General features: G+C 70.8%; 1 protein-coding gene. It reads right to left on the minus strand.

Going from position 1 to position 1023, the window contains the following annotated elements; all coding sequences use genetic code 11:
- Window positions 1–1023 (minus strand): WYL domain-containing protein (locus AC5RUJ_RS17100; RefSeq protein WP_494156346.1); only part of this gene is annotated, 1023 nt, incomplete at both ends.

The following is a 1023-nucleotide window of genomic DNA, read 5'->3' on the forward strand; positions in this document are numbered from 1 at the left end:
GCCGGCCGCCGCCAACAGCTTGCTGAGCGCGCTGCGCAGGGCGGGCTGCTCCCCCACCCCGGGCACCGTCTCGAGGGCCTGCAGGCCGACCACCAGCGAGAGCGCCTCGTCCAGGCTCAGGCGCACCGGCTTGTCGATCTCGTCGGCGTTGTTGATGGAGATGGTGCCGTCTTCCCAGAAGGCTTCGATGAGCTGGTCCGGGCCGTAGCCGGGAGTCCCGCAGACGAACAGCAGGTTCAGGTCCTTGATCAGCTGGTTCTTGCTGATCTTGAACTTCTCGGCGGTGGCGTCCAGCGGCACCCCCGGATTCGCCGTGACGTAAGAGACCAGATCCAGCAGCCGCGGCAGATGGTCCAGGGACCCCGTCTTCCGTGCCGGCCGTGAGCTGTCCTCCAGCAGGGTGTACGACGGCGGTGCCTGGGTGGCGGCGGCCAGGGCGCCTTCCAGCCGGCGCACCACGGCGCCGCGCAGCTCGTCCGGACCCTGGACCAGGGCGTTGGCACCGTGCGAGGCAATTTCCTCCGCCAGCACCTCCGCGTCGCCGTAGCCAAGTGTGACGGCGTCCCAGCCCGCCGGCGGCCGGACGTCCTCGGCGGGTGCGGCGGCCGCACGCAGCGAGTTGGCCTTGTCCTGCCGGAGCAGGAGGACGGCGGTCCCGTTGTCCTCCGGCGCCTGCAGCCCGTCCAGCACCGTGCGCATGGCGAAGCCTTCCGGGATGCTGTAGGTCCCGTTCAGCTTCTTTATGGTGGAGGTGATCCTGGACAGCCGGAAGGTGCGCTGGGCGTCCCGGTCCAGGTCGCGGCCGGCCAGGTACCAGTGGCCGTAGCGGTTGCCCAGCCCCCAGGGCTCCACCCGCCGCGGCTGCGGCCGGCCGTCTTTGGGCGACCGGTAGTCGAAGGAGACCGGGGTGTGGTCCAACACCGCCTTGAGCAGCGGTTCGAAGGCCGGCTCCGCGGTGCGGATGCGCGGTTCCACCCCGATCAGTGGATCGCCGTCGGCCAGGGCTCCGTGCACGTCGAGCCG

This window comes from Arthrobacter sp. Y3223164 (assembly GCF_059091005.1).